Origin of the sequence: Dermacoccus sp. Tok2021, assembly GCF_019895135.1 — a bacterium.
GTDB lineage: Bacteria > Actinomycetota > Actinomycetes > Actinomycetales > Dermatophilaceae > Dermacoccus > Dermacoccus abyssi.
On the sequence record NZ_JAGTHU010000020.1, the window covers coordinates 1 to 26,442 of the forward strand.

At 65.2% G+C, this 26,442-nt stretch carries 19 protein-coding genes and 2 pseudogenes; 3 read left to right on the forward strand and 18 right to left on the reverse strand.

The annotated features are described in order from the left end of the window. Positions 1-54: 54 nt before the first annotated feature. From K9D12_RS11515 to K9D12_RS11580, 15 genes and pseudogenes are all read right to left on the reverse strand, one after another. Positions 55-1,179: a glycerate kinase gene (locus K9D12_RS11515; protein WP_223060287.1), complete on the reverse strand. Its 1,125-nt coding sequence runs from the start codon at positions 1,177-1,179 to the stop codon at positions 55-57. A gap of 129 nt (positions 1,180-1,308) precedes the next feature. Continuing rightward, complete coding sequence (locus K9D12_RS11520) at positions 1,309-1,734, reverse strand: universal stress protein (RefSeq protein ID WP_223060288.1); 426 nt, start codon at positions 1,732-1,734, stop codon at positions 1,309-1,311. After that, positions 1,731-3,419: an APC family permease gene (locus tag K9D12_RS11525; protein WP_223060289.1), complete on the reverse strand. Its 1,689-nt coding sequence runs from the start codon at positions 3,417-3,419 to the stop codon at positions 1,731-1,733. The genes K9D12_RS11520 and K9D12_RS11525 overlap by 4 nt, the downstream gene beginning before the upstream one ends. 6 nt (positions 3,420-3,425) lie before the next feature. Next, a pseudogene (locus K9D12_RS11530) lies at positions 3,426-4,672 on the reverse strand (saccharopine dehydrogenase family protein). Positions 4,673-5,028: 356 nt separating this feature from the next. After that, on the reverse strand, positions 5,029-5,166 hold the full coding sequence (locus tag K9D12_RS11535; protein WP_223060290.1) for a hypothetical protein: 138 nt from the start codon (positions 5,164-5,166) through the stop codon (positions 5,029-5,031). Positions 5,167-5,577: 411 nt separating this feature from the next. After that, positions 5,578-6,825, reverse strand: coding sequence for an IS256 family transposase (locus tag K9D12_RS11540; protein WP_223060291.1), 1,248 nt, complete (start codon positions 6,823-6,825; stop codon positions 5,578-5,580). Between the two features lie 901 nt (positions 6,826-7,726). Beyond that, the gene (locus tag K9D12_RS11545) at positions 7,727-9,715 is read right to left on the reverse strand and encodes an AAA family ATPase (RefSeq protein WP_223060292.1); all 1,989 of its coding nucleotides are present in this window, start codon (positions 9,713-9,715) and stop codon (positions 7,727-7,729) included. Further along, on the reverse strand, positions 9,712-10,164 hold the full coding sequence (locus K9D12_RS11550) for a hypothetical protein (RefSeq protein WP_223060293.1): 453 nt from the start codon (positions 10,162-10,164) through the stop codon (positions 9,712-9,714). The genes K9D12_RS11545 and K9D12_RS11550 overlap by 4 nt, the downstream gene beginning before the upstream one ends. 140 nt (positions 10,165-10,304) lie before the next feature. Further along, entirely contained in the window at positions 10,305-13,679 is a 3,375-nt protein-coding gene (locus tag K9D12_RS11555) for a DEAD/DEAH box helicase family protein (protein WP_223060294.1), read from the reverse strand. Next, positions 13,679-14,272: a restriction endonuclease subunit S gene (locus tag K9D12_RS15320; RefSeq protein WP_370633504.1), complete on the reverse strand. Its 594-nt coding sequence runs from the start codon at positions 14,270-14,272 to the stop codon at positions 13,679-13,681. Before K9D12_RS15320 ends, K9D12_RS11555 begins: the two co-directional genes overlap by 1 nt. A 27-nt stretch (positions 14,273-14,299) precedes the next feature. Further along, positions 14,300-14,647, reverse strand: a pseudogene (locus tag K9D12_RS15325) (restriction endonuclease subunit S); the annotation flags it as partial. Between the two features lie 92 nt (positions 14,648-14,739). After that, positions 14,740-16,212 carry a class I SAM-dependent DNA methyltransferase gene (locus tag K9D12_RS11565; RefSeq protein ID WP_223060296.1) on the reverse strand — a complete coding sequence of 491 codons (1,473 nt, stop codon included), beginning with the start codon at positions 16,210-16,212 and terminating at the stop codon, positions 14,740-14,742. Between the two features lie 93 nt (positions 16,213-16,305). Continuing rightward, positions 16,306-16,854, reverse strand: coding sequence for a hypothetical protein (locus tag K9D12_RS11570; protein WP_223060297.1), 549 nt, complete (start codon positions 16,852-16,854; stop codon positions 16,306-16,308). Positions 16,855-16,933: 79 nt separating this feature from the next. Further along, complete coding sequence (locus K9D12_RS11575; RefSeq protein ID WP_223060298.1) at positions 16,934-17,803, reverse strand: hypothetical protein; 870 nt, start codon at positions 17,801-17,803, stop codon at positions 16,934-16,936. Positions 17,804-17,836: 33 nt separating this feature from the next. Then, positions 17,837-18,988, reverse strand: a complete 1,152-nt coding sequence (locus tag K9D12_RS11580; RefSeq protein ID WP_223060299.1) for a Fic family protein — start codon at positions 18,986-18,988, stop codon at positions 17,837-17,839. Positions 18,989-19,209: 221 nt separating this feature from the next. Here K9D12_RS11580 and K9D12_RS11585 point away from each other — a divergent pair, with 221 nt between their 5' ends. Next, on the forward strand, positions 19,210-21,765 hold the full coding sequence (locus tag K9D12_RS11585) for a DNA topoisomerase IV subunit A (RefSeq protein WP_223060300.1): 2,556 nt from the start codon (positions 19,210-19,212) through the stop codon (positions 21,763-21,765). A gap of 174 nt (positions 21,766-21,939) precedes the next feature. Continuing rightward, entirely contained in the window at positions 21,940-22,809 is an 870-nt protein-coding gene (locus K9D12_RS11590; protein WP_223060301.1) for a sucrase ferredoxin, read from the forward strand. 54 nt (positions 22,810-22,863) lie between these two features. On the opposite strand, the gene K9D12_RS11595 is transcribed toward K9D12_RS11590, so the two are convergent. Continuing rightward, positions 22,864-23,529 carry a hypothetical protein gene (locus tag K9D12_RS11595; RefSeq protein ID WP_223060302.1) on the reverse strand — a complete coding sequence of 222 codons (666 nt, stop codon included), beginning with the start codon at positions 23,527-23,529 and terminating at the stop codon, positions 22,864-22,866. A gap of 154 nt (positions 23,530-23,683) precedes the next feature. Then, a complete protein-coding gene (locus K9D12_RS11600) occupies positions 23,684-24,922 on the reverse strand; it encodes an AI-2E family transporter (RefSeq protein ID WP_223060303.1) in 1,239 nt (412 codons plus the stop codon). A 63-nt stretch (positions 24,923-24,985) separates the two neighbouring features. On the opposite strand from K9D12_RS11600, the gene K9D12_RS11605 reads away from it, so the two are divergent. Next, positions 24,986-25,564: an HhH-GPD-type base excision DNA repair protein gene (locus tag K9D12_RS11605; protein WP_223060304.1), complete on the forward strand. Its 579-nt coding sequence runs from the start codon at positions 24,986-24,988 to the stop codon at positions 25,562-25,564. Between the two features lie 39 nt (positions 25,565-25,603). Here the strand turns inward: K9D12_RS11605 and K9D12_RS11610 are convergent, their stop codons facing one another. Further along, positions 25,604-26,428 (reverse strand): hypothetical protein, encoded by an 825-nt coding sequence (locus K9D12_RS11610; RefSeq protein WP_223060305.1) that lies wholly within the window; start codon positions 26,426-26,428, stop codon positions 25,604-25,606. Positions 26,429-26,442 lie beyond the last annotated feature (14 nt).

The window sequence follows — 26,442 nt, forward strand, 5'->3', positions numbered from 1 at the left end:
GGCGGGGGGGTGGGGGGGGGGGGGCGGGGGGCCCCCCCCCCCCCCCCCGCGCCTCTACCGAATTCGCTCGACGGCCGACGCCGCTGCCTGTTCGAGGTCGGCTCCGGTGTTGGCGAGCGCCTCGTCGAGGTCGGTGTAGCCGGCGTGGATCGGCTCGACGGCGACGATCGTGTCGTCGATGAGAGCGCGCCCCTCCGGGCGGACCTCTCCCCCGAGCATGACGACGGGCACGCCGTGACGGCGGGCGATTTCGGCGACGCCCCAGGGCGTCTTACCGAAGCGGGTCTGCCCGTCGATGCGGCCTTCGCCGGTGAGCACGAGGTCGGCGTCACGCACCGCATCCTCGAGCCCCACGGCCTCGGCGACGACATCAAGACCCGGCCGGAGCGTCGCACCCGTGAGAGCGAGGAACGCAGCGCCGAGTCCCCCGGCAGCGCCCGCCCCGGGCAGGTCGCGGACCTCACGGCCCGTCGCCGTCTCGAGAACGTCGGCCCATCCTGCGAGCACCGTCTCGATCACGGGCACCCGCGCGGGCGTCACGCCCTTCTGCGGCCCGAAGACGGCCGTTGCGCCGTCGGGCCCGAGCAGCGGATTCGTCACGTCACTGGCCAGGATCACCTCGACACCCGCAAGCCGCGGGTCGAGCTCCGACAGGTCGAGCGACGCCACATCGTGCATGCCCTCGGGCGTCGGAGTGACAGGCCTGAGGTTGCAGTCGAGCAAGCGCCCACCGAGCGCAGAGATCATGCCCGCGCCACCGTCGTTCGTTGCCGATCCTCCGAGACCGATGACGACCCGGCGCGGGTCGAGGTCGAGCGCGGCCGAGACGAGGTGCCCGACACCAGAGCTGCAGGAGCGGTACGGGTCGCGCAGTTCCAACTCGATGTGATGCAGCCCGGCCCCCTGCGCGACGTCAACGACGGCGAGGCGTTCCGAAGCGACCCACCCGAGCTCAGCTGTGCGAGGACGTCCGAGCGCGTCTGTGATGTCCACGGCGATCAGCTGACCGCCCATCGCCGCCATGAGGGTTTCGGTCGTGCCTTCTCCCCCGTCGGCCACCGGCAATTCGACGACGTCCGCCGAGGGAAGGACGCCACGCACACCCCGAGCCAGCGCTGCCGCGGCGTCCACCGCTGAGAGCGCTTCTTTGTACGAGTCGGGGGCACAGACGACCTTCATGGGGCTGACCTCGTTCTCATACGCCTCGCGGGGCGACGATCATCGGGATGGGCAGGTGGGCGAGCATCCGGCTCGCCACTGTACCGATGAAGATCTGCTTGCCCTGCGCCAGGCGGGACGAACCGATGATCAGCGCGCTGTCGGGCTTCCACTCGATGTGCGAGATGGCCTCCTTGAGGTTCTTGCCCTGCCCGACCTGAGCGTCCGGGTGCCGGTGCCCGCGCCGATGACGATGCGGTCGGCGTCGATCTCCTCGGCGGCGTCGAGCACGCCCGCCGCGACAGAACTGCTCCGACGCACGTGGAGGACGACGCCGTCGAGGTCGGTCAGCGCGTCGAGGTGCTTCTGCACGCCCTCGCTCGCCTGGCGCACGACTTCCTCGGTGAAACCGACGTCGCCGAACGTGTGGGCGCCGAACGTCTCCTCGCGCACGACGTAGACGACGGCGAGCTCGGCCCGGAAGGTGCGGGCGAGCGTCGCCCCGAGGGCGAGGGCGTCCTTGGAGCGGGCGTCGCCGCCCCACGCGACGAGGTATCGGACGGTCGAGTCGCTCATCGCGTTTCACCTTCGCCTGTTGTCGGGGTCGGCCCCGTCGGTACGCCGCTGAGCCCGCCGTCGGTGACGAGGTCGCCTTCCTGCGTGATCGTCACATCGCCACCGATGACGCCGTACTGGGTGCCCTCGGCGCGCCAGCGCTGCAGGTCTTCGAACGAGCCGGTGCGCAGCGTCCGCCCCCGGAAGAACGCCGCATCCCGCGACCACTGCAGGGCCATGAGCACGAATCCGCACAGGAGCGAGACGACACCGACGACGGCCACGGCGCCGAAGCCCCAGATGGTCACGTTCTTGCCGTTGTCGTCGAGCAGGTAGTCGGGTTCGGCGTACGACTTCACGGCGTAGGCGAACGTGAGGAACAGGAGCGCCCCGCCGAGGCACGGGATGAGGCCGCGGTTGACGAAGTGGCGCGCCGAAGTGCGCAGCGAGTGCCGGTAGAACCAGGCGCACGCGAAGCCGGTGATGCCGTAGTAGAAGGCGATCTGCAGCCCGATCGCACCGATGAGCGCACCGAGGATGTTCGTGCTGATGAGCGTCATAAGCAGGTAGAAACCTGCCGAGACGATGCCCATCCCGAGCGTCGACCACGTCGGCGTCTGGTAACGCGGGTGGACGGTGGAGAACTTGGCCGGCAGCGCGCGGAACACGCCCATCGACAGGGCGGTGCGCGCCGTCGGGAGGATCGTCGTCTGCGTCGAGGCGGCCGACGAGGTAAGAATCGAGATGGCCAGGAGCGCCAGCCCGGCATGGCCGAGGAAGGTGTCGCCGAAGAGCGCCGGCCCGATGGCGGTGAACACGTCGTCGGCGTTGGATTCGTTGCCGAGCCCGATGCCCGTGTCCCCCGTTCCGGCGAACGCGACGGTGGCGATGGAGACGAAGACGTAGATGACGAGGAGCAGCAGCGTCGAGATGACGGCGGCGCGCCCCGGCGTGCGGCTGGGATCGTCGGCCTCCTCGTTCGTCGAGACGGCCGAATCCCAGCCCCAGTAGATGAAGACGGCGAGCAGCACTGTCGAGGACAGCACCGACATCGAGAGTCCACTCGGCCACAGCCACGACAACGACGGCTTCGCCGAGCCGGCCGGGGCGCTGCCGGAGTAGACCTTCCACAGCGCCACCCCGACGACCATGATGAGCGTGAGCACCTCGATCGTCAGCAGCGCGTACTGCAGGCGGGCGGAGACTTCGATGCCGCGGAACGAGATCCACGTCATGACGCCGATCCACAGGAGGCCGGCGGCGGTGGACCAGAACGTGCTCGTGTCGAGGCTGTTGTGCAGGCCGAGTTCGTTCGCGAGGGTGAACGAGTAGGCGCCCGCGATCTGGGCGAGGTTGGCCATGACGATGATGTCGGCGATGACGATGCCCCAGCCGCCCATCCAGCCGGCCACGGGGCCGAAGGCGCGGGTCACCCAGGTGAAGGTGGTGCCGCAGTCGGGTTCGGCCTCGTTGAGCTCTCGGTAGGCCACCGCGATGAAGTACATGGGCAGGAAGGCCAGCAGCATGATGGCGGGCGCCTTGAAGCCCGCGCCACCCGCGACGACGAAGCCGAGCGTTGCGGCGAGTGAGTACGCGGGTGCCGTCGAGGCCACGCCGACGACCACGCTCCCGGTGAGGCTCAGGGCGCCCGCGCGAAGCCCCTTGCCCTCGGTGACGACGGTCGCGACCGATCCTGCGTCGCCCATCTCACCTCACTGCTCCCGCATGCCCCAGGGGGAACCGAAACCGTCGGGCTTCGGCGCCTTGAGCAGGTCGAGGAACGGCACGGCATCGAACGCCTCGGGGCCGAGGACGCCGGCGCCGGACCACGCACCGATGGCAAGGAGTTCGAGAACGACGACGGGGTTGATCGCCGTCTGCCAGACGACGCACTGGGAGTCGTAGTCCTTCATCGTCTGCTCGTTGTCGACGACGTGGTAGAGGTACGTCGAGCACGGCTCGCCGTCCGTTCCGGTGCCGGTGACCCACAGTCCGGCGCAGGTCTTGCCCTTCATGCGCGGCCCGATGGTGGCGGGGTCGGGCAGAGCTGCTGCGACGACGTCGCGCGGCGAGATCTGCTGGCCCTTGACGGTGATGAGTTCCGTTGAGTCGAGGCCGAGGGTGTGGAGCACCTTGAGGATGCCGATGAACTCCTTGCCGAGGCCGTACTTGAAGGTGACGCGCTTGGCGTCGACCCAGCGCGGCATGAGGAGCACTTCCTCGTGTTCGACGTTGACGCACTCCACCTCGCCGATGCCCTCGGGGAAGTCGAAGGTTTCGGGCTCACTGAACGGCGGCGTGGTGAACCAGCCGCGGTCCTTCTCCCAGACGACGGGCGGGTTGAGGCATTCCTCGATGGTCGTCCACATGGAGAAAGACGGCGCGAAGATCTGTTGCCGTCGTCGCCGGTGACGACGAGGTTGGCGCCGTCGCGGGTGCCGAGTTCGTCGATCTCGGAGAAGAGGTGGTCGGCGGCGTAGCGGGCGAAGACGTCCGAGAGGCCGGGCTCGACTCCGATGCCGACGAGCGCGAGGCGTCCGGCCTTCTCCCACGCGTCGGCCTTGGCGAACTGCTCGTCGCCGAGCTTGACGCCGACGTTCGCGTACGGCTCGCTCTCGTGGGGTCTCGAGAGAGACATCGCCATGTCGAGGTAGTCGGCGCCCGCGGCAAAGGCTCCGTCGAAAATGGGGATGACGAAGACGGGGTCGACGGCGTTGAACACGTGCGTGATGGCGTGCTCGCGGCAGAGCGCCTCGACGCCCTCGGCGCTCGAGGCGTCGATCTGAGCGGACGCGACTCGGGTTTCGCCGTCACGACGCTCGGACGCAGCGCGGGCGCTCGCCTCGGCGCGCTCGGCGGAGTAGTCGGCGACGACGAGTGCGTCGAAGAAGTCGCGCTCGACGAGGAGTTTCGCGGCGGCCGAGCCGACGCCGCCGGCGCCGATGAACAGGATGCGCATGGTCGTGTGGTCCGTTCAGGAGGTCGAGCGGTTCGGGACGTGCTGACTGCGGTGTGATCTCAGGTCAGCCGCACCGGGCCGTCGACTCGTGCGTGTGCCCGGATCGCCCCTACGGATCCGCCGGCATCGCCGCGTTGCCCGCGCCTGCGCCAATCATGCTCGTGAGACGCAGTTCACTATGGGCGCGAGCATAGGCCTAGCCCCCGACAACCGCTAGCGATGCGTCAGCCCGTAGAAGGTGGGGCGGCGGGAAGCCCCAACCGTCACCAACTACGCAGTGAAGACAAGCGCCCAGCCGTACCCTGAGCCCATGCGGCCCGGCCTTTACGAAAAGCTCATCACTGCCCGCCCTGTCGCTACTGGTCGACGTCGAAGTGCTCGCTGAGCCGTTGCAGGGTGAACTCCTGACGGAGTTTGCACGCGCTGTTCTGGTTCGCGAACATCCCCTTCTCCCACACAGCGTCCGTGACCGAGCGCGTATCGAGCCACTCCACAGGCACCACCCACTCAGCATCATCGTCAGTGTTTGAGCCTGCGTGCCAGTACGAACCCATCAACGGCTGTTAGTGCAACGGAACGTCTCGTCCGCCAGTCGCGAGAACCGTGTCTTCGAAGCGCTGGGCGGGCCCGGTCGTGACGCCCACGCCGACGTACCCAGTTCCGGGGACGTTCACCCAAACGCGGGCTTCCTCCGGCAGGGCCCGAATCGTCCGGCTGTAGAACTTTCCACCGCCCGCCGACAAGAATCCATAGCGCCGTGCGTCTTCCCAGTTGCGATCACCGCCAAAAGAGACGTACCAGTCCCGCCCGTTCCACAGTGGCTTCTTCCTCCCCCGAGTACCCGACCCTCCCTCTTGGTCAAGTCCCGGGTAGTGGTGTAGCGCCTGCGTGGTCCTTTTGATGGTTCAGGCGGTCAGTGCGGGCAGGGCGTCAGCTCCGATCTCGGTGTCGAGGGCGGGCACAATGTTGACGCGGCAGCGGGCGAGGACGTCGAGGCCGAGATAGCGCCTGCCTTCGGTCCATTCGTCGGTTTGCTCGGCCAGCACGGCACCGACCAGGCGCACGATCGCGGCGCGGTTGGGGAAGATCCCTACGGAGTCGGTCCGGCGACGGATCTCGCGGTTGAGGCGCTCCGCGGGATTGTTCGACCAGATCTGGGTCCACACGTCCTTGGGGAAGGCAGTGAAGGCGAGGATGTCGGCGCGGGCGGCGTCGAGGTGCTCGTGGACCTCGGGCAGCTTGTCGTCGACGTAGTCCAGCAGGCGGTCGAACTGCGCCTGGACCGCCGTGTCGTCGGGCTGGTCGTACACCGAGTGCAGCATCGCCTTGACGGCCGGCCACATCGACTTGGGTGTCGCCGACATTAGGTTCGCGGCGTAGTGCGTCCTGCAGCGCTGCCAGGTGGCGCCGGGCAAGTTCGCGGCAACCGCTTCGACCAGGCCCTTGTGGGCATCGGAGGTGACCAGGCGGACGCCGGTCAGGCCGCGGGCGGTCAGGTCGGCGAAGAACTCGTTCCACGCTGGCCCCGTTTCCGACGTCGCTACGCGTAGTCCGAGGACTTCGCGGTGCCCGTCGGCGTTGACACCGACCGCGACCAGCGCGACGGCGTTGATCACGCGCCCACCCTCGCGCACTTTCATCGTCAACGCGTCCGCGGACACGAACGTGAACGGCCCCGCCTCATCCAGAGGCCGGTGGCGAAAGTCGTCGACGATCTGGTCCAGGTCTGCCGCCATCCGAGAGACCTGCGATTTCGACAGGGCGTCGATCCCCAAGGTCTTCACGAGCTTGTCCATGCGGCGGGTGGACACCCCGGCGAGGTAGCAGTCCGCGACGACGGTGATCAGCGCGGACTCGGCTCGCTTGCGGCGCTCGAGGAGCCACTCGGGGAAGTAGGTTCCGCTACGCAGCTTCGGAATGGCGACGTCGACGGTTCCGACGCGGGTGTCCAGATCGCGGTGGCGGTACCCGTTGCGTTGCGTGGTGCGGGTCGGGTTGGGGCGGCCGTACTCGGCTCCGACGACGGCGTCGGCGTCCGCGGACAGCAGCGCGTTGATCATCGTCTGCAGCAGCGAACGCATCAGATCCGGGCTTGCTTCGGACAGGGCTTCACCCAGCAGGCCAGCAGGGTCGACAATGTGTGGTGCGGTCATCGTGATGACTCCGTTCGAGAGTGCTGTGAGAGGTTCACTCGAAGGATCACGCGGTGGCCGCACCACGTCCACTACCGGGACGATCTCGGCGACCGCGCTACACCACTATGCGGGACTCAACTAGCCAGAACGGCGCCCACTGCTCTTCCTCCTCCCAAACATAGGGACGTTGGAACGGCGGCACGACCAACTGCTGAGGCTGGTAGAAGATCTGCTGCGGAGTAAGAACATGGGTCTCCATCCGGCCAGGCTACGTTGTTCGTGATGCGGGCCACAGGCCATCCCCGAGAGTCCAGATTCTGGCATTTATAGAAGTCAGCACCGCAGATCGGGACTACCCACGCCGAAGCGGGATCCTCATGGCGTTGTCGTGCCAGATACTCGCGCTCGCCCGCCAGCCCTACTAGCGGTGGCCCAACGGCGAAGGGGGCGTACTCGAAACCCATGGGGAGCTACTCGCTCGGATGGCATGACCGCGAAGCTCGCCACCGATGCGCTCTGCGTCGCCGTCGCCCACCGGACCGAGATCGTAGGATGCATTCTGCACGTGGTCAGGGCAACCAGTTCCGCAGCAGGGCCATGGCTCGGGCGCTGCGCCGTCACCACATGGTCGGATCCGTGGGCAGAGTCGGCGCCTCTGGCGCGAATGGCGCGATGGCGATGTTCTGGTCGCGCCTGCAGACAAACGTCCTGAATCAACCGCGCTGGTCGCCGCGGCAGGATCTGCGGCTCGCGATCGTGGTCCGGATCGAGCGAAAGTACCACCGGCAGCGAGCCCAGAGCCCCTCGGCGCCTTGCCTATCCAGTTCGGAGCCAAGCTAACCGGCCCTTCACACTCGCGGCCTAAGCTGAACCTGTGATCGTTCCCCGCGTCCTTGCCCGAGATGGCGTAGGCGGCACTCTAGATCCGCTCGTTGACCGTACTCACGTCCGCTGACGTACTCCTTCCGTCGAGCACCTTCATCAGCGACTCGTGTACAGCCTTGAGGATCCGGGCGCCCTCCTCACTCGGGATGGCGAGTCCTTCTTCGACGAGGCGGCTGGCAATGACCCGCTTCCCGGGCAGCTGGTACCCCCCTTCCCGGGCCCAGGACTCAATCACGGTCGGCCACAGCGTCGTGCTGTCGACCCGCAAGTCCGGCAGGTCAGAGACAGCGATCGGGTCTCGCCCAGCCTCGTTAACCAAGATGACCACGACTTGCTTGTAGGCGTCGGCATCGAGCAGGTTCTCCAGAGTGAGCGCGCCAAGGGTGACGATCCGGTCTGCAGGGACGCCTGCTGTCATGAGTGCAGTGCGGAGCTTCTTGCCCCCTTGGTCGCCGTCTACAAGGAAGGCAACTCTCGCACCTTCGAGATCGAGATCGGAGTACATGGACACCGGCACTTCAGCCAGCCCAGGGGCGACTTGGTAGTCGAGGTCCTCAGCCCCTATCGCCGCCTTGATGAGTGACGGCAAGATGAGCATCTCGGTCGCACCCTCAGCAAGGACAACCTTGCGCGCTGCCGAGAAGGCCGCCGCCCCGGCGCCCATCGCCAGCATCAGCGGCGAGTAGCCGACCCCTTTCGTCCAGAAGCTACCTTCAACGAGGCTTCGTTGGCCGTTGGCGGGATCCGGAACAACCGCCCGGATGTTTGTGCCAAGGTCAGGCGGGAGACAAGCTGGCGAGTGGGTCGTGTAGATGATCTTGGCTGCGCGGGTCTGCGTCATGAACTCGTTCACGAGATCGGCTTGTGCATCGATGTGCAGGTGGGTCTCGGCTTCGTCGATCAGGAGGATCGGCGGCACAGTCTGGCCTTTTACGGTTAGGAACGCCACCAACGCAACGAACATCTGCACGCCCGCGCTTCGCTCGTGGAACTGCGTGATCGTTCGCCCATCCTGTTTCATCCGAATCTCCAGGCTGGCACCATTGATCTTCAGGTGGGCGCAGATGCTCGACTGGTTCCAGACCTGGCCAAACTTGGCCTGCAGCGTTTGGTTCGCCTGTTCGATCAGAGTCTCGCGGGCACCCTCATCGCCGTTGTTGATCGTCTTCCACAAGTCGGGCAAGGAAAGCTCGGCCATAGTGGCGATGTTGCGGAGCGCTGCTGGTGGCTCTTCGACGCGCGCCTCAGTGAGTTCGTAGCTCGATTCGAGGAGTCGGTCCGCGTCGGACATGAGCAGGATGTCTGGAGAGATCTTGTAGAGGACCTGTGCAACCTCGGCAGTGGGGTCGGGCCGATCGATCCATGCTTGGACTCTTTCGAGCGCGGCGCGAATCTCACCGCTGAGCCCGTATTCCTCGAACTCGGCAATCCAGCTCGCGGGTTCAAGATCCGATGCCTGCTGCACGAGCGCGTTGACGTCTTGGGTTTCAACCGTTGCCACCGCATGCTGCAGGCGGTTGACAAACGATACGCAACGCTCGTCGAGCTGCTCCGGCTCCTCGCCGTCCGCCGACTCAGTCGACGCTTGCACCTCCAGTTCCTCTAACGCGGACTTGGTCGCCTTGTCCTTCACGTCACCAAGCGCAGATGCGAGTGTGAGGAGGTTCTTGCGGGGAGCCGGTACGACCGTTCGAACCAATTCGCCGGGGCCCGCAGTCCTTGAGAGCCAGAGATCGGTCGGTTTCTCATGCAGATCGAAGTCAGCGACGGCGGCCTGATCACCTTCGCTTAGTCGGTACTGGACCTGCACGACGACGTGGTCGTCGGCGATGTCACCGGGAAGGCCACGGGATCGCTGAGCAACGGTGAGCGACTCGCCGTTATCGATATAGGCGAGCGCTCGGAGCAAGGTCGTCTTGCCAGCCTCGTTCGGTCCGACAATGGCCACAACCTTGTGGTCCAGATTGATCTGCGCCTCAGCGAGCCGACCAAATCCGCTGAACTCTGCCTTCGTAAGTCTCATCGACGCGCGCCCTCGGTAGTGGCACCGGCCAGCAGCTCCGCCGGCTCCAGTACGAGCTTTGACTGACGCGGACCCTCCGCATCGCCATTAGTGAGGAAGCCATTTCGGATCTTCGGCGAGGAGCCGTCCCGCGGTTCCTGCTCGCCCGCCGGTAACGTCGCCAACCGTGCGGCGAGCCCTACGAGCAGGGGCGTCACCGTGGTGACGGGCTGTGGACCGTTGATGAGACCTGGCTCTGCAGACGTGTTCGTGGATCGATCCATCGCCACGTGGACCGCCGAACCGGTGAAGTGTAGACCCAGACTGGGCCTCGAATCCGCGCGGATGATGTCCGAACACTGCTGGGCACAGTCGGCTCCATGCCAGGAAGACAAGTGCTGATACATCGGCACGATGGACTGATCGCCCGTGCGCAGGAACGCGAGCAACTGCGAGACGACGGCCTTCATGTGTCCTCCGTGTTCATGCGACGCCCCAGCCCCGCATCGCGTAGCCATGATGTTTCGGGCGCTCTCACGAGAAGTCGCCGTTTGGCGCCCGTTGGATGCTGTCACCTTCGGTTCCCGGCTCGGCCAATTCTCGAGAACCGTCATGCAGGATGGGACTCGACAAGTGCGTGTTCGCGAACCGACTTTAGTGTCTCGACGATAACGGTGACGTCCTTGTCGGGGAAGATCATGTCCGGGCCCCGCGGCAGGTCATCAGTGAAGGGCGACTCGTACAGGCGTCCTGGTGGCATGACACCGTTGGCTGTCAGTTCCGTGATGATCGACTCGATGAAGCTCACTTGATCCGCGGTGTATCGGGTGCCATCAAGGAAGTCCTTGAACACCTCCATCGCGGCAGCGCGATCCAGCCCGACGAGCGAGCGCACGAACAAGCCCAGCCCGCCCGTGTCGATCTTCGCTCGCTCGAGATGGGACGGCTCGGCACCAGCCTCGACCAACATGGTTTCCAGCGCTCCGAGGTCCGTCTCCGTGAGCTGTTTGTTACGACGCAGCTTCTGCAGCGCGACATCTGATTCGTGATCGCGCAGGTAGGCAGTCGCCTTTTCCCGGAATCGCTCCCAGTTCAGACCCGGCGTAACGATGGGAAGCGTCACGTCCGAGGGCTCGATCCACGTGTCCTCGAAGTCCGTGTAGACGGGGTTCTTGCCGCCCTCTGACGTAACGAACGCGGCCAGCTCACGCAAGCGCAGCCGGACGAGTTCGAGCATCGGCAGTGTGACATCCACCCACCACTCGTCGCTTGCCACATCCTCAAGGCGTTCGGTCTGTGCTGCAACAAGCGGGATCGACAACTTGCCAAGGAGGTTGTGCGCGATTGCCTGGATGGTCTCCCGCATACGCTCAGCCGTGGCCGCATCGCCATCAAGATCAGCTACCTGGCGACGCAGGATGAGCAGGTCGAAGCGCTTGGCGGGTTCCTTGCCCATGCCCACTGTGCTCGGCAGTCCCGCCAGGGAAACCGCCTCGGCGGCAGCGACTTCGTCAAGCGACTCCCATGCCTCACGCGCGGTGAATTTCTCCACGAGGCGACGGTGCGGACGTACGAGCACGTTGTCGAGGGTCATGCCCGTGACGAACTCGTGCAGCGCGTCCGCGGTCGACCGCCGCAACTCCCCCTCGCCTCGTGAAGCATCGAGCCCCCTCACGAGTGCGACCCGGTTTTCGACGATGCGTTGCGTGAGCGACTTTTGGGTCGACCCATCATTCGTGGCTGGGTCGGCGCTGAAGAATTCCAAGTTGCCGCAGAAGTCAAAGACGAAGAAATCCTCCTTGTCCGCACCCTCCCCGTACAGCCCCGGCCGCAAACGAGTGCCGCGTCCGATCATTTGCCAGAACTTGGTCCGTGAGCGCACTGGCTTGAAGAACACGAGGTTGGCGACGTCGGGTACGTCGATACCGGTGTCGAGCATGTCCACGCTGATGGCGATGTGCGGCGCCGACTCCGGGTTGCCGAAATTCTCGATGAGCGTGTCCGCATACGACACCCCATGCGTGATCACTCTCGCGTAGGTACCAGCCAGAGCCGGCCATTGTGCGTCGAAGCGAGCCGCGATGAAGTCCGCATGCCGTTGGCTCTTCGCGAAGATGATCGTCTTTGCGATGCGGTCGCCGCCTGCCACCTTGTGGCCGCGCTCCATCACCATCGCGAGCACCTTGTCTACGGTGTCCGCGTTGAAGAGGAACCGGTTGATGTCATCCGCCTCCACGCCATCGGGTGGGCCGTCCTCGCCCCAGTCGATGAGATCCCACGCGTCCTTCTCGTCGGCGCTCAGGTCCTCGTAGCGGATCCCTCGCTGCAGGAACGTGGTGCCGACGGGGATGCCGTTGGGCGGCACGAGGTAGCCATCCTTGATGGCGGCGTCGAGCGTGTATGCGTCGGTGGGCGTGCCGTCGTCGAGTTGGAAGAGGCGGTAGGTGTTGTGGTCCACCTCGTCCTTGGGTGTTGCTGTGAGGCCGAGCAGCAGCGAGTCGAAGTGGTCGAAGAGGTAGCCGTACTTGGCGTAGACGCTGCGGTGCGCTTCGTCGATTACGATGAGGTCAAAGTGGCCTGCGCCGAAGCGGCGGGTGCCGTCGGCGTTCAGCTGCTGGGTGAGGCCCATCATCGTTTGGTAGGTGGACACGTAGATGCGGCCCTGCCCGTTGCGTTCTTCGACCAGGTTGACCACGGGGTCGTTGGGCAGCAGCGCCGTGAAGGTCTTTTTCGCCTGCTTGACCAGGGCAGTTCGGTCGGCGAGGAACAGCACGTTCTTGGCCCAGCCCCCGTCCATGAGCTGCTTGATAATCGCGGCCGTGGTGCGGGTTTTGCCGGTGCCGGTGGCCATGACGAGCAGGGCGGCGCGCTCGCAGCGCTGGAGGGCATCATCGACGGCGCGGATCGCGCGCACCTGGTAGTGACGGCCGGCGATGTCGGTGTCGACGGGCTCGTCGGCGAGCGGACGACGGGTACCGCGCCGTTCGATGAGCCGCATGAGTTCGGCGCGCGTGTAGAAGCCGCTGACACGACGCGGCGGGTAGCCGATCTCGGGCGCGTCGTCCCAAAGGTAGTGCTCGTAGCCGTTGGTGAAGAAGATGATCGGACGACGTCCGAACTGCGCCTCAAGCACATTGGCGTAGAGGCGCGCCTGCTCCTGGCCTTCGTTGGGTGAGCGGCGCGTGCGCTTGGCTTCGACGACGGCGAGTGGGCGCCCATCGTCGCCCCAGAGCACGTAGTCGACAAAGCCCTTGCCGGTCTTGCTCGGCATGCCCATGATTTCGTATTCGCGGTCGTCCTTCGCTTCCAACGGCCAGCCGGCTTCGTGGAGCAGTAGGTCGATGAACGCGTCGCGCGTTTCGTCTTCGCGGTAGTCGTGGTCGTCCTTGAGGGTTTTGGCGGCCTGCGCGGCCTTCACCTGGGCGCGGAGCTTTTCGATTTCGGCTTCGTGCTGCGCGAGCAGGTCGTCCTTCTCAGCGAGAGCAGCCGCGTGGGCGGCGTCTTGATGTTGGAACTTTTCGGCGAGCTTTACCACTTCGGCGTGGCTAAGCGGCGCGGACTGTGCTGCGAGCTTGGGGTCGAACTGCAGGCCGGTGGGCACCGAGTTTGGTGTAGTCGAGTAGCGGAACGCCGCCCAGACGACAACGTGGAACAGCTCGTTGAGCACCTGGGTCGCCGTAGTGATGGGGATGGGCTGCGTCTTGTGCACAGCGTTGTTGCCCATGTTCTTGATGAGCATGAGCTTGTTGACGATGCCCTGCCCCGCAAGGTTCTTGAACTGCGACGACGTGATATGCCCCGACAGGTCATCGTGGACCGGCGACTTCAACGCCGCGAGGTCGTACAAGTGGTGGACGAGCACCTCGATGCTGCGCCGCGCGTAGAAACAAGCAGAGCGCGGGTCGTTCGTGAGGTACGACTCCGCCTTCGCGCAGTCTTCGTACACCTGCGACCATTCGGCTTTGATGAAGTCGAAATTTCCCATCACAGTTCCCCCTTGAACGCTCGGGCTTGGAGGGAGTCGAACAACGCGTCATCTTGCGCCAGTGCAGCCCGCACACTTTTGGCGGCCACCCAAACCGCTGAGGAGAATTGCGAGAACTCCCGTTGTACTTTCATATCTGGGACAGGGATTTCGAGGGCACCAAATCGCGATTTGGGCAGAATGGGGAGAGTTGTGGAGTCACCCTGCGATCTCATCAAGGGTTTCAGTTGACGCACTGCGTAGAGGCCGTAAACAGGATCCACCGAATCGGACCACTCCACCGCATTGATCTGCTGGTTGAATGCGACGGTTTCGCTCGCTATACCTGTCTTGCCGATCGTGCCAATACAGCAGACTAATACTGATCCCGCCGCCACCGTCTTGCTCAGGAGTGCTCCTTCGTTCGTCACTGACCGCTGCGCAGGGGTTTCCCCCTCAAGGTCTCCGGGCGTCACGAATGGGATCTCACCTCCGAACATCCCGCCCCGGCTCGTCGGGGGGGTCTTTCCGGTCAAAACGGCGCCAAGCTCAGAAAGGGGCCGTGTTTCATACCTGGATCTAGGAAATTCAAGAGAGAACTTCGCGTCGATCACCTCGACAGTACGTTCGATAACCCCTCGCCGCTTGGTGCGGATGGCATCGGCTTGGTCGAGAATTGCCGCGATGCGCCGCTGCTCATCGAGGGGTGGAAGGGGGACTGCGACCTTTGAGATCCCTTGCCGCGTGAGCTGGGGCTGGGAGGAACCGGAAACAACATCTTTGAACCCGCGGAACTGCAAAAAACGTGCAAGGAATCTCAAGTCCACCCGCTCGTCTTTGAGCTCGTCTAGGGCCATCGAGTTACTGGTGACAAAGCTCTCCGACCGCGTGATATGTACGCTACCGATAGTCCCCCGGCATCCGACTGCGATGACAGGATCACGGTGCGTGAACGTGTCATAATAGCCAATGACTCCGTTTGCCCCGTAAACGGGATATCCTGCGTCCTAGAGATTTTTTGCCGGTAGCGCTCGCCATTGACGAGGGCGGCACAGCTCCTGCAAGGGGACTGCGATCCAGGTCATCCTAGCATCGCCTTCAACTCGGCGATGTAGTCAGCAATCTCGGCGTTGATATTTTCGATTTCACTGATGATCTCCGCAGGCGCGCGGTGTTCAACATCCTCGTATTCAATCTCTTTGTACCGGTTGAGCGAGAGGTCATACCCCTGCCCCACGATCTCCGCCTTCGGCACGCAGAACGACTGCTCAGTCCGCGCCCGTTCCTTCTCTGAGCCGTCGCGCTGGGCCCAGCGCGCACGCACGTCGGGCAGGTCGTTGGCCTCGACAGGGTTGCGCTTGTCGTCGAGCGAAAGGCCGTCGGCGCGCACCTCGTAGAACCACACGTCGTCGGTGCCGCCCGAGTCGGTCTTCGTAAAGAAGAGGATGGCCGTCGAAACCCCGGCGTACGGGCGGAACACGCCCGAAGGAAGCTTCACCACCGCGTCGAGCTTCTGATCCTCCACGAAGATGCGCCGCAGTTCCTTGTGTGCCTTCGACGAGCCGAAGAGCACGCCGTCCGGCACGATCACCGCAGCGCGACCGCCCGGCTCAAGGAGGCGCAGGAACAGCGCGAGGAAGAGCAGCTCCGTCTTCTTCGTCTTGGCGACGCGCTGCAGTTCGGCGCTCGTTGAGTCGTAGTCGAGTGACCCCGCAAAAGGCGGGTTGGCGAGGATGAGTGAGTACTGCCCGGCGTCGCCCGCAGCGCCCTCGGAGAGCGAGTCGCGGTAGCTGATCTCCGGGTTCTCGACGCCGTGCAGCAGCATGTTCATACTGCCGATACGCAGCATCTGGTTGTCGAAGTCAAAGCCGTTGAACGTCGTCGAGTGAAACGCCTTGCGTAGGACGGCGTCGGTGAACAGCTCCGAGTGGTGCTCGCGCAGGTACTCCGACGCGACCATGAGGAATCCGGCGGTGCCGCAGGCGGGGTCGCAGATGCGGTCAGTGGGCTTCGGCGCCGTCATGTCCACCATGAGCTCGATGATGTGACGCGGCGTACGGAACTGGCCGTTCTGTCCGGCGGACGCGATCTTGCCGAGCATGTACTCGTACAGGTCGCCGTTGGTGTCGCGCTTCTCCATCGGAATCTCGTCGATGGTGTCTACCACCTTGGCGAGTAGTTGCGCCGAGGGAATGGTGAAGCGTGCGTCCTTCATGTGGTGCGCGAACGTCGAGTCGTCACCGCCGATCTGCGTGCCGAGCTGGTGCAGGTACGGAAACACCTGCGTCTGCATCGTCGTGAACATCTCCGAGGGCGACTTCTCTCGAAGCTTGCTCCAGCGCAGATGCTGCTGACCCGGCAGGAACATCGGGTTTTCAATCGGCCCGCCCGTGATGAGCGCCTTACGCTCGGCGAGCGTCTGCAGGTCGTCCAGACGACGTAAGAAAAGCAGGTAGGTGATTTGTTCGATTACCTCCAGCGGATTGCTGATGCCACCCGACCAGAAGGCGTTCCAGACGCTGTCGACCTTGCTCCGAATCTCACCTGTGATCACAGGCCCAAGGTTAGGGCACTCGACCAGGTGACCGCGCGCAGAGTGCTCAACCGGGCAGGAACGGAGCAGGGACTCCTGACGCCCCATCCCGGGTCAGGCGCCTGCCTCGCTGACGGCCGTCGCGTTCTGGGACTGGGCGTCGTCATAGCCCAGCGTGGCGACGCGCCTCCGAGCAGCCTGGCGTACGGCCGCTTTGCGACGAACAGTACGCCACAATAGGACGAGCGCCAGGAGACCGCCGATTACGGTCGCCACGCTGCCAAACCACGCCGCTTTCACGGCGAGATCCCGAGGGGCACCGAGCACCTTCATTATCTGCAGCATCATGACGGTCCAGATCCCGATCAGATAGCCAGCCGGCGCCACCCAGGAAAGAGCCACGTCCACGCGGTTCGCGGGATGCAATGGTCGCTCAGCAACCTCCGCCACTCGCAGGTTGCCCCTCTCCTCATAGTGCGATGCCGCGTCGTCGTCTCCTAGGTCACGCAACTGGGCTGCAATCTGCAATTGAGTAGCCCGATCAGCCAATGCTCGAGACATAGCAGAATTCTTCGGATCCGCCAAGCTCGTCACCCAGCGCCAGACACCGAGGATCGCAGGGATCGCAGTGGTTAGAGCCGCGAGAACCAATTCGCCGTTCATGCATGCCTCCTTCGTTATATGTGCGACCCACGCTACGAAGGACCACCGACATCGGCCGGCCGCTCAGGTCTTCGCTCAGTTACCACTGAGGCTCCAGGTGGCGACACATCGCCACAAAGTTCTCGTCACTGTTGTGACGGCGAAAGATCGACTCCCACGTGGCACCTTCGTTAGTCAGCTGTTCGCAGACTTCGTTGTGCTTCGCGAGGAAGAGTTCGACCGACTCTTCATCCGTCAGGACTCCCTTGTGCTTCACCTGCATGACGCCCGTGGACTCCACGCCGGGCACGTATCGCTCTAATCGGCGAAACCACCGGGGCCGCTCTACTGCTTCCGCCAAGGCGATCGCTTCGAGTGCTCCTGTGTGCGAACAGTCAGCGCTGCGGATCTTCCTGAGCAACTCTGCGTCGACAGAACGCGCAGCGCGGTCATGAAGGTACTCCGCTTCGGGGGCACGCTTGAGAAGGTCATACGCCCCCTTCGCCAACGCCAGGGCCAAGACCGTCGCCCAGATGTTGGTGCTCAAACCGCGCACGTCCGGCGCCAGCCAGCCGGTCCACCGGCGCGTCGCCCACACTAGGGCACAGGACAGCACAACGCCCACAGCCGTGATCCCGTGAAAATACATACGGGTGGTGCGAGCCCACTCGTTCTTCGACATCGTAAGCATGGCCGCAACCGACGACGTCAACACATGCGTGAGGCACATCGTGAGCAGTGCGACTGCTGACGGCCACCCCAGTTGCTGGGCGCCGTGAACCGCCAAGATTCCTGCCATTGCCACAGGCCCGAGCCGGAAGAGGATGTATGTCCACCAAGAGCGACTCACGACGATGCTGACAAGGTCTTCGGGATCGACATAACGTTCTGGCCATTCCACCGACAGGTAACGGTAGAGCCAACGCAGGGCGAGCGCGATCACGGCTCCCCACACAATGCTCTGGACCAACGGACTCCTTTCGTTTGCCGACACAGCTATCGATCAGCGAGGAAGCTCCACGCGAATCTGTTGAAGCAGGTCGGGGTATGGGTCAACGAGAGTTCGGTCGCCGCGCGCCTCGCTCATCGCAACCCGTAGTTTGTTCGCCGGCAGGTAATAGCGACCACGCGTCGTCCCTTCGGCACGAAGCAGCCCGGCACTGACGAGCACGCTCAGGTCACGAGTCGCTGTCCGGTCCTCGACGCCCGTCCTGTTGATGTAAGTACTACGGCGGATACGCATGCCAAGGGCAGCATCGAACAGGGCGTCGACCGACCGCTCGGGGACACCCGAGTCCACAACGATTTCGTCCAGCGCGGCCCAGATTCGCTCGGCGTCCGTGAACCGTCGGCGCAGGGTTTGAGCCTGCTGGTGATGCGCGCGGAGGGAGAACTTCAACCACAGCGTCGCGTCCCGCTCCGGACTCCACGCGCCCTGACCTGTTGCTGCAAGAACGTCGTAGTAATCGCGAGTGTTGGCACCGAGCCACTCTTCGATGCTGGAGAACTCGGGCTCGAGAATGTCGTCAGTCGCCAAGACCAACGTCTGCAGGATGCGAGCCATCCGGCCGTTGCCGTCCCGGAACGGGTGCACCATGACGAAGTTCAAGTGGGCCATGGCCCCACGAACCAGGCTGTGCTCATCGGTGGAGGCCGCCAGGACCTGCATCAACTGGTCGATCAGCTGCGGAACGTCGTCGGAGTCCGGACCCTCGTATACGTTGCGACCGGTCGACTCGTCCTGCACATAGATGGCCCCGCGCCGGTACTCCCCCGGGCTCTTGGAGAAGTCGTGCTCGAGAAGCATGAAGTGCATGGTGCGAAGCGTGTGAGCGTCCAAGGTGAAGCCCGGCAGGGTTGCCATCCGCAGCACGTAGGTGAGCACCCGACGGTAACCCTCGATCTCTTTCCAGGTGCGCTCGTCGGCGGTCAGCGGCTCATCCCCTTCGACCGCGGCTGCCGCATCTTGCTCGGTGACCTCGTACCCCTCGATGCTGTTGGAGCCGCGGATCGCACGGGCTTGTGTGGTTCGGCGCAGACCACCTGACCAACGCTTGGGTGCGCGAAGAACGTCAGCCATCTCACGCCGGATGTCATCGATCTCGTAAAGAACGCCTACGTCGACGACGTCGAGCTCGGGTGTCTCGTAGAGCATGGCTGAGCCTCCTCGTCTCATTGTCCTAATGATTCGGACATTGAGACAGTACCGCGCGATGTCCTGATGTCCTAATAATTAGGACATCAGGACATCGACGTGCCGACGGGCCAGCTCGGCGTGCATGCCGCGTGTCGATCGCCCTCCGGTATAGATCTATGCCGGAGGATGACAGATGCACTGTGCCCTCCCCTGGGCGTCCGCGACGTGAAGGATGATCGGTGGCCCGTTCGAAGAAGCCCGAGGTTCTCGACGACGACTTCGTCGAGAACATCATCGACATCGATGTCGAAGAGGAGATGCGCTCGGCGTTCCTCGAGTACTCCTACTCCGTCATCTACTCGCGTGCCCTGCCCGACGCGCGCGACGGCCTCAAGCCGGTGCAGCGCCGCATCCTGTTCTCCATGGACGAGCTCGGCCTCATGCCGACGAAGAACCACGTCAAGTCCTCCCGCGTCGTCGGCGAGGTCATGGGCAAGTACCACCCGCACGGCGATTCGGCCATCTACGACACCCTCGTGCGCATGGCGCAGGACTTCACGATGCGCCTGCCGCTCGTCGACGGCCACGGCAACTTCGGCTCCCTCGACCAGGGCCCCGCCGCCTCCCGTTACACCGAGGCCCGCCTCGCGCCGGCCGCGCTGACGCTCACCGAGAGCCTCGACGAGAACACCGTCGACTTCGTCCCCAACTACGACGACTCCCTGCAGCAGCCGTCCGTCCTGCCGGCCGCGTTCCCCAACCTGCTCGTCAATGGCGCCAGCGGCATCGCCGTGGGCATGGCCACCAACATGCCCCCGCACAACCTCGGCGAAGTCGTGCAAGCCGCCGTTCACCTCATCGAGAACCCCGACTGCAGCCTCGACGACCTCATGCGCTTCGTCCCCGGCCCCGACCTGCCCATGGGCGGGCGCATCGTCGGCCTCGAGGGCGTGCGCGACGCGTACATCTCCGGCCGCGGTTCGTTCCGCACCCGCGCCACATGCAGCATCGAGAACGTCACCCCCCGCAAGAAGGGCATCGTCGTCACGGAACTGCCCTACATGGTCGGCCCTGAAAAGGTCATCGACCGCATGCGCGACCTCGTGAGCAGCAAGAAACTGCAGGGCATCTCGGACGTCAAGGACCTCTCGGACCGCCACCACGGCCTGCGCCTCGTCATCGAACTCAAGAACGGCTTCAACCCCGACGCCGTCCTCGAACAGCTCTACAAGCTCACGCCGATGGAGGAATCCTTCGGCATCAACAACGTCGCCCTGGTCGACGGCCAGCCGCGCACCCTCGGCCTCAAGGACCTCCTGCGCGTCTACACCGACTTCCGCGTCGACGTCGTGCGTCGCCGCACCGCCTACCGCCTCGGCAAGAAGGAAGACCGCCTCCACCTCGTCGACGGTCTGCTCATCGCGATCCTCGACATCGACGAGGTCATCCAGATCATCCGCTCGTCCGACGACTCGGGCATCGCGCGCGAACGCCTCATGAAGGTGTTCGACCTCTCCGAGGCGCAGGCCACCTACATCCTCGACCTGCAGCTGCGCCGCCTGACGAAGTTCTCCCGCCTCGAGCTGGAGAAGGAAGCCGAAGAGCTGCGCAAGGAGATCGAGAAGCTGCGCGCGATCCTCGCCGACGTCAAGCTCCTGCACAAGGTCGTCTGCGACGAACTGCTCGCCATCGCCAAGGAGCACGGCACGCCGCGCCGCACCGTCCTGCTCGAGGCCTCCGGCGAGACGAAGACCGCCAAGAGCGCCACACCGCTCGAGATCGCCGACGACCCGTGCTGGGTGCTCCTCTCCTCCACCGGCCTCGTCGCGCGCACGACGAACGCCGACCCGCTCGGCACCGACGGCAACCGCCGCAAGCACGACGCCATCGTCGCCGCCGCGCGCACGAGCGCCCGCGGTGAGTTCGGCGTCGTCACCTCGACCGGACGCCTCTTCCGCGTCTCCGCGCTCGAGCTGCCGCACCTCGTGGACACCCACGAAGCGCCCGTGCTCGACGGCGGCGCACCGCTCGCCGCATTCGTCGACCTCGCCCCCGGCGAGAAGGTGCTCACCGTGACGTCGCTGCGCACCGACTCCCCCGGCCTCGCCCTCGGCACGGCCGCCGGCGTCGTCAAGCGCGTCAACCAGGACTACGCGAACAAGCCGATCATGGAAGTGATCACGCTCAAGGGTGACGACGTCGTCGTCGGCGCCGTCGAACTCCAGACCGGCACCGAGGAACTCGTCTTCGTCACCAACGAAGCGCAGCTGCTCCACTTCAACGCCGACGGCGTGCGCCCGCAAGGCCGCACCGGCGGCGGCGTCGCCGGCATCAAGCTCGGTAAGGGCGCCCACGTCATCCACTTCGGTAGCGTCTCGCGCGACGGCGTCGTCGTCACCGGCGCCGGCCACCCGAGCTCGCCGGACGGTGAGATCACCTCACTCAAGGTCGCGCCGTTCGCCGAGTTCCCGGCCAAGGGACGCGCGACGGCCGGCGTGCGCGCGCACCGCTTCCTGCGTGGTGAGAACCACCTGACGTTCGCGTGGGTGGGCTCCGCCCCGGCGCGCGCGGCTGACGCGACGGGCAAGGCCATCACCCTGCCTCCGGCCGACGGCAAGCGCGACGGCTCGGGCGACACCGCTCCCGGGCAGATCGCGGCCATCGGCACGACCGCGCCGTACACCGACGTTTCGGCCGACGCGTCGGCGAGCGAGGTGGCGGAGCAGACGCCCGTCAGCGCAGCAGAGGAGAGGGCCGAGGGCACATTGAGCCTGTTCGACGGCGACGACGCCTGACCCGGTCGGGCCGCTCTGTGAGTGTTGGCCCGGTCTGTGACCGGCGCCGCTCACAGAGCGGGCCAGAGCTCACATCCTGACGCGTGGGACCCGACCGGGCGGTGCGAGACGGTGTGCTGCCCCGCTGCGGCACCGGGCGTGAGAGCCTATGCGCTTCCCGACTAGGCTCAAGGTGTGACTCCTTCGCTGTGCTCCGCCGACTGGGACGACTCCGCCCTACCCGCCTGGGGCAGCGCGAAAGATGCCCGCGTCGTCGTCGTCGTGGAAGTCGGCGGATCGTGGGGGCGTGACGCTGTCGCCGACGCCGGGCTCAAGTCTCCGAAGGGCGCCACTCTGTACGTGGTGCGCTCCCCCGGTCGTCATGCCGAGACACCGTCACTGCAGCGCGTCATCGTGAGCGGTGGGTTCGACAACGAGCCGTGGCTTGTCACCGGAAAACTGAATGCCCCAGGGGTTTCCACGTTCCTTTCGGGCGATGTTGTCGACGAATCATGGTGGGCCGAGTTCGGCTTTGAGCGTTCCGACGAACCCGCACTCCTCGTCTGCACCAACGGTGTTCGTGACACGTGCTGCGCGGTGCGTGGACGGCCCGTCGCGCAGTCGGCCCACGCGGTTGAGCCGACCCGCACGTGGGAGGTGTCGCACATCGGCGGCCACCGCTTCGCGCCGACGGCGATCCATTTGCCGAGTGGGCAGACGTTCGGCCGCCTCACGGGCGACGACGCCGCCACCCTGGCGAGCGTTGCGACAACTGAAGCTCTCCCCGCCGACCTCTTCTCACGCTCGAAGCACCGCGGACGGGTGGATCTCTCCCCCGCCCAGCGCGTCGCCGAGACCTGGTGGCGCGAGCAGCACCCCAACCTTCCGCTGACGCCGCCCGTCGCGATCGGTGAGACGACGAAGACTGACGGCGGCGAGAGCGTCGAGCTGCCCGACGGCACGACGCTGCTCGTCACCACGCACAAGGGCCCGGAGCTGCGCGACTCGTGCATCAAGAACCCCAAGCCGTCGCAGTACTACGAAGCTGCCCCCGAAACGCAGTGACGGGCCGGGCGCCCTTCGCGCCCGACCCGTCCTCCGCTCACACGAGCGCAATCCTCACTTGCGTACGGTGCTGCTCGTCGAGCTCCAGATCGTCGTTCCACCCGCGTAGCTCACGCGGTAGTCGCGTGCTGCCTTCGAGGTGTAGGAGTAAGTCAGGGCCCCCTTCGTCGCGGTCGCCTTCTTGAGCGTCTTCCACGTCGTCGTGCCCACCGGGCGGTACTGCAAGGTCGCGGTGGTCTGCCACGGAATGCGCTTCTGAACGGTCGTCGCGTATCGCGTGCCGGTCGACGTGAGCGTCACGCGGGAGCCGCTGCGCACGGCCTTGAGCGACGTCCAGGAACCCAAGCGGACGGTGGTCGTCGGGGTGTTGGGGGTGAACTCGTTCCAGTTGTTCTGCTCCGTTGCCCACGCCTCACGCCAGGAGACGACACCCGGGGTGTGCCAGTCGTAAATGTCCCAGTAGTCCGACGTCACCGAATCGAAGAGGACACCGTCCTCGGCTCCCTGCGAGGTGTATCCGGTCCACGTCGCGAAGACGGACGATGCGTACGAGGTGCACGTTCCGGAGAGCGTGGTCTTGACCGCCTGGTACGGACCGACGATGCGCACCTGCGCAGGAACGACGAGTCGGCAGCTACCGATCGTCGCGGCCTGGGCACTGGGGCTGAAAGCCACCGTCGCAAGAGTGGCGAGGGCCGCGGTGCCGGCCAGGGTGGACATGCGTCGCATGCTGGGTTGTCCTTCGGGGAGCAATGAATAGTCGGTTCGACATGAACCAACCTTCGAAGATTACGGCACGCCACGGTGCCCGCCGACACGATTCGGCCGAACTCGCACGTCGTCCGCACCGGGTTGGTGGACCGGTGCCCCCACGTCACTCTGCTTTGGTTGCTCCGTGCAGTGCCGCAGGTGAGTTCTCGGGTGGCTGATCTGCACGCCCCGGCGGGCGCTCGTCGTCCCCCTCGCCCTCCACCTCGCGGCGAGCGTCACGCTCCGCAGCGCGGCGCGTCTCGTCGCTGATCTCGTAGCGACGCTTGTAGAGGTCGAGCAGCGCCATTGCCGTCGCAGCCATGGGCACACCGAGAATGCCGCCGGCGAGGCCGAACATCTGCGCACCCAGCAGTGCCGACGCGAACGACACCGCCGGGTGGACGTCGACAGCCTTCGCGCTGATGTTCGGCTCGATCGTGATGTTCTCGATCTGCTGGTAGATGATCGCGAAGACGAGGATGACGAGACCGTTGACCGGCTTGTCGCTCGTGAGACCGACGAGCACGGGCAGCACGATCGAGATGTACGTGCCGATGTTCGGGATGAACTGCGCAATGAGGCCGGTCCACAGCCCGAGCGCCAACCAGTAGGGCATCCCGATGATCATCATGAACGTGCCGTGCACCGTCGCCGAGATCGTCGCAAGGATGCACCGCGCCGCGACGTAGCCGCCGACCTTCGTGACGAAGACTTCCCACACCGTCAGCACCACGCGCTGCTGCGACGGGCGGAACAGGCCCGCGATCCACGTGCGCAGGCGCGGCATGCCCGCCGAGATATAGCAGGTGAAGAACACGAGAACGAAGGTGTTGAACGCCGTCGAGACGATGCTCGTCACGAGCCCGAGCACACCACCCGCGAGCTGCGACCCGTAGGACGCGACCCGCTCCGGCGTCAGGGAAAATTTCGACAGCATCGTGTTGATGTCGTAATCGGTGTCGAACTGCTCGTTCGCGTAACGCACGAGGTCGGTGACGACGCCCGGCGCCGCCGTGACGAGCGCCTGGATCTCCGACACGAGCAGGCTGCCGAACGCGGCGAAGAAGCCGGCGATCGCCAGGCCGAGCGTCAAGACCACGACGCCCGTCGCCAAAGCACGCGGCATGTGCTTGGCCAGCCGACGGACGGCCGGCTCCATCGCGACGGCGAGGAAGAACGCCATGAGGATGGTGAAGATGGCCGAGCCGGCGGAGTTCGAGATGAACCCGAGCGCCGCGACGACGCCCAAGGCACCGAGCACCACCCACGTGGCCCGCCACACCGACCGCGGGTCGAGGGCGATGGTGAGACGGGGTGCGCCCTGATCGTGACGCGCGTCGGAACCGCTCGCTGGCACTGTCATTGCCCTCCCCCTCGTCACGTTGACGGGATGAGTGTTTCACGCCACCGCGGCTAGGCTGACGCCATGGCCGAGCTTCACATTGCACAGGACGAGCACGCCGACGAGATCATTTCCGAGCACCCGTTCGGGCTGCTCGTCGGGATGCTCCTCGACCAGCAGCTCGCCATGGAGGTTGCCTTCGCCGGCCCCGGCAAGATCTACGACCGCTTCGGCACGCTTGATCCCACCGAGATCGCGGCGATCGACCCCGACGAGTTCATCGCGCAGTGCACGACTCCCCCGGCTATCCACCGCTACGGCAAGTCGATGGCCGAGCGTGTCCAGAAGCTCGCCGCGGCCGTCCGCGACGAGTACGACGGCGACACGACGAAGATCTGGGCCACCGACGACGCGAACGAACTCCTGAAGCGCCTCAAGAACCTGCCCGGTTACGGCGACCAGAAGGCGCGCATCTTCGCATCCCTGCTCGGCAAGCAACTCGGCGTCCAGCCCGACGGCTGGCGCGAGGCCATCGGCCCCTACGCCGAAGAGGGCTCCTTCCGCTCCGTCGCCGACGTCGTCGACCCCGACTCGCTGCTCAAGGTCCGCGAGACCAAGCGCGAGATCAAGGCCGCCAAGAAGGCCGCCGCGAAGAAGGACTGACGGTGGTGGGCTCCCCTCATCGGAGCCCACCACAGCGCGTCACCGGGCGGGCTTGAACTCGAGAGTGCCCTTCACTTTCGTAGCCTCCCCAAGTCGAGCCACAACGTGGCCGCCCGACGTCGTGTATCCAGCCAGTGTCTGCGTCTTGCCTGTGCACGTGAAGGGCTTCAACGGCGCATACGCCACTGGCCCGGAGACTGAGAGAGCGACCGACTCCGCGCCGGTGCAGGTCCCCACCAGGGAGTACTTTCCCTTGGGCAGGTACATGCTCCAGGTCATCCCATAGCCGTCCAATTGGAAGGGCGCGTCGAACGGCCCGGAAACCTTGTTCGCCAGATCCTTCTCGGTGGCGGCAATCGGTGTGACGACGAAGTCCGTCGTACCGCTGGACTTCACCTGGAGCTGGAGCTCTCCCCCGCGCGCCCGGAAAGCCGGAGTTGCAAGGCCAACACGTCCAAAACCCCGGCTGGCGCACCCCTCGGTCTCGTGGAAGATCTGCCCCTTCGAGTCATTGACGATGATCTCAAAAGGGTCGCCGACACACGAGTACTGCACGGCGTAGATGCCCGCCTTCACGGTCTCGGACTGCGAACCCGTAGGTGCCTTGCTGTTCAGCTGTCCGCTCGTCACGCCGTAGCGCGCCTGGCCATCGGGGATGCCGGCGTCCTGCGCGGTGAGCTCGGGGTCAAGCGGCGCCGGGGTCTTCGAGGGTGACGCTGTCGCCTTCGTGGCCGACAACGTAGCGCTGCTCTTCGATGTGGGCGATGTATCGGTCTTCGTGTCATCGTCCGACGAGCAGGCGGTGGCGGAAGCGAGAACGAGTGCGGCGACGAGAACGCCCCCGCGGCCGAGCGATGAGGTCATCTGACGTGACCCTT

What these genes read in the sequence shown, in the direction of transcription:
- K9D12_RS11515 (WP_223060287.1), bottom strand. Translation starts at nt 1,179, where the DNA reads ATGAAGGTCGTCTGTGCCCCCGACTCGTACAAAGAAGCGCTCTCAGCG.
- K9D12_RS11520 (WP_223060288.1), bottom strand. Translation starts at nt 1,734, where the DNA reads ATGAGCGACTCGACCGTCCGATACCTCGTCGCGTGGGGCGGCGACGCC.
- K9D12_RS11525 (WP_223060289.1), bottom strand. Translation starts at nt 3,419, where the DNA reads ATGGGCGACGCAGGATCGGTCGCGACCGTCGTCACCGAGGGCAAGGGG.
- K9D12_RS11540 (WP_223060291.1), bottom strand. Translation starts at nt 6,825, where the DNA reads ATGACCGCACCACACATTGTCGACCCTGCTGGCCTGCTGGGTGAAGCC.
- K9D12_RS11545 (WP_223060292.1), bottom strand. Translation starts at nt 9,715, where the DNA reads ATGAGACTTACGAAGGCAGAGTTCAGCGGATTTGGTCGGCTCGCTGAG.
- K9D12_RS11550 (WP_223060293.1), bottom strand. Translation starts at nt 10,164, where the DNA reads ATGAAGGCCGTCGTCTCGCAGTTGCTCGCGTTCCTGCGCACGGGCGAT.
- K9D12_RS11555 (WP_223060294.1), bottom strand. Translation starts at nt 13,679, where the DNA reads ATGGGAAATTTCGACTTCATCAAAGCCGAATGGTCGCAGGTGTACGAA.
- K9D12_RS11570 (WP_223060297.1), bottom strand. Translation starts at nt 16,854, where the DNA reads ATGAACGGCGAATTGGTTCTCGCGGCTCTAACCACTGCGATCCCTGCG.
- K9D12_RS11580 (WP_223060299.1), bottom strand. Translation starts at nt 18,988, where the DNA reads ATGCTCTACGAGACACCCGAGCTCGACGTCGTCGACGTAGGCGTTCTT.
- K9D12_RS11595 (WP_223060302.1), bottom strand. Translation starts at nt 23,529, where the DNA reads ATGTCCACCCTGGCCGGCACCGCGGCCCTCGCCACTCTTGCGACGGTG.
- K9D12_RS11600 (WP_223060303.1), bottom strand. Translation starts at nt 24,922, where the DNA reads ATGACAGTGCCAGCGAGCGGTTCCGACGCGCGTCACGATCAGGGCGCA.
- K9D12_RS11605 (WP_223060304.1), top strand. Translation starts at nt 24,986, where the DNA reads ATGGCCGAGCTTCACATTGCACAGGACGAGCACGCCGACGAGATCATT.
- K9D12_RS11610 (WP_223060305.1), bottom strand. Translation starts at nt 26,428, where the DNA reads ATGACCTCATCGCTCGGCCGCGGGGGCGTTCTCGTCGCCGCACTCGTT.